At 58.4% G+C, this 2,191-nt stretch carries 2 protein-coding genes; both read left to right on the top strand.

The window, feature by feature from the left end; translation table 11 throughout:
- Positions 1–171: 171 nt before the first annotated feature.
- A complete protein-coding gene (locus CXY73_RS00150; protein WP_369831183.1) occupies positions 172–1,278 on the top strand; it encodes an aromatic acid exporter family protein in 1,107 nt (368 codons plus the stop codon).
- A gap of 161 nt (positions 1,279–1,439) precedes the next feature.
- Positions 1,440–1,895 carry an SRPBCC family protein gene (locus tag CXY73_RS00145; protein WP_104176398.1) on the top strand — a complete coding sequence of 152 codons (456 nt, stop codon included), beginning with the start codon at positions 1,440–1,442 and terminating at the stop codon, positions 1,893–1,895.
- Positions 1,896–2,191 lie beyond the last annotated feature (296 nt).

Genomic DNA, 2,191 nt, shown 5'->3' with positions numbered 1-2,191 from the left:
CGAAAGTGGACATCCTCTCCGAAATTCCACAGCTCCGTACCGCCGTGCTGCGGGAGTGTTTTTCTTGTCGGGTGTTTCCCAGCGCCTCGCCAGCCTCCGCGCTTAACCTGCGGGGCGAGCGGATCCCAACTCTCCGTTGCCGCAGGAGAGACTTAGACGATGCCGAGAACGATTTTTCCGTGGAACGTATCACGGCTGGCGTCGGTTCGTCGTCGTCTTCAACCTCCGCGATTCCTCCAGGTCATCAAGATTGCTGTTGCTGTGGCGATTGCCTGGACGCTGTCCCCTTTCCTCCCTGGAGATGCTCAGGAATTGCGGTATTACGCGCCGCTGGGCGCACTTCTGAGCATGCACCCAACGCTTATGCGTTCGCTTCGCAGCGCTTTACAAACCCTCGCTGGGCTCGCCGTGGGGATCGCCCTCGCCGGGGCCGTGCTCCTCCTGAGCGAGCCCAGCGTGTGGACGATCTCGCTGGTGATCGGCCTTGGCTCCCTTATCGGAGGAATGCGATGGCTTGGTGTGGGCGGAGAACAAGTACCTCTGACTGCTCTTTTCGTTCTCATCATCGGCGGTCCGGAAGCCGATGATTACTCGGTCGGCTATCTCGCCCAAGTCTGTCTGGGAATGGTGGTGGGGCTTTTGGTCAACCTGCTAATTTTGCCGCCGCTCGCCATCGGCACAGCTGTCGAGCGGTTGACCAGTTTTCGAGGCACCCTCGCCACGCACCTCAGCGATATCGGCGTAGCCTTGGTCGAGAATTGGCCTCCGGAGCGTGACCTCTGGGCGACCAGGGGTAACGCACTCACCGACGCGGCCCGAGACGTCAGGTCGGCTGTGCAGTACGCCGATGAGAGTCGTCAGGGTAACCCTCGCGCTCGGTTCAACCGCAGAAATCTTGTTGTTGACTATGAGGACCTCGCGGCTCTGGAGAACGTGACCTTTCATGTGCGCAACCTGACAGAGGTTTTTTCGGGCATGATTTGGGGTAAACCGATTCCCCTTGAACTGCCGCCCGAGTTGCGGCCGGTTCTTAGCGATGCCCTGCACGCGGTCGCGGAAACTTTGCGTGCCACGGACGACGGCCCGCGTGATAGCGCACCCTTTGATGCCGCCGTAGTGGCAGTCGAGGCGATTCTGCACGGCATGCAAGAGTTGGGTGCCGAAGCGACATCGCTCAGCCCGACGGCCGCGATCGTCATCGATCTGAAGCGCATTTTGGTCGCGCTTCGCCCGGGGACCGAGAGGGAATCTGACGGGTCTCCCTCGCCCGTTGTTTAGCCCGGCCCATCGAATGTTCACGCTGCTGAGGTTCCGCGCACAGGTACCTTCTCGTTTCTGCAAGTTTTTCCTTACCCGGGTTGACCTTGGATAAGCCTTCGGTACGGTGAATGGGGTTGCAGAAACTATTTCATCCGTGGAATTCGCATTAGGAGGTCATCATGCCCAACGCCATCGAGACTGTCGACGTCAACGTTCCCGTTACCGTTGCTTACAACCAGTGGACAAAATTCGAGGAGTTTCCAAAGTTTTTGAGTTTTGTTGAATCCATCACGCAAGTAACCGACACTCTCACCGAGTGGAAGATTAAAATCGGCGGCGTGGAGCGCACGTTTGAGGCTCGGATAACTGAGCAGCACCCCAACGAGCGTGTTGCCTGGAACAGCACCGGCGGCCAGGTCGACCACGCGGGAGTCGTTACGTTCCATAAATTGGCCGCGAACAAGACTCGTGTGACGGTTCAGCTTGATTGGGAGGCAACAGGGCCGATTGAGAAGGCTGGGGCCGCTCTCGGTATTGACGGCCACGCCATCAAGAAAGACCTCACGAACTTTAAGGAGTTCATCGAGGCGAAAGGAGCCGACGATGTCGGATGGCGCGGAGATGTACAGGCCTGACGCTGCGGGAAGACCAACCTACGACTCGTGATGGTCCGCACACGGCACACCGGAGTTTGGCCACTTGGGATGACGCGACTCTCGAAGCGCTTGGCAAGCTATCTTGCAGAGCGGGGTCAGGTGTTCGTGCTGGATGGCTTTAATGCCCCGGTTCGCCGTCGTGAGTGGTTCCCTTATGTTTCCGTTTGTGACTTCCGAGAGGTGGTCAGGCGGGCTACATGATTGGCTCATTCGAGATGTTGTGAAGAGCCGCAACCGGGTTCGATGTGAGAATCACGCGATCATCCTTGTTAGAT

Source organism: Cryobacterium sp. Y50 (genome assembly GCF_002929805.1).
Taxonomy (GTDB): Bacteria; Actinomycetota; Actinomycetes; order Actinomycetales; family Microbacteriaceae; genus Cryobacterium.
The sequence above is the reverse complement of the archived record's forward strand: the minus strand, read 5'-3'. Positions and strand labels throughout refer to the sequence as shown.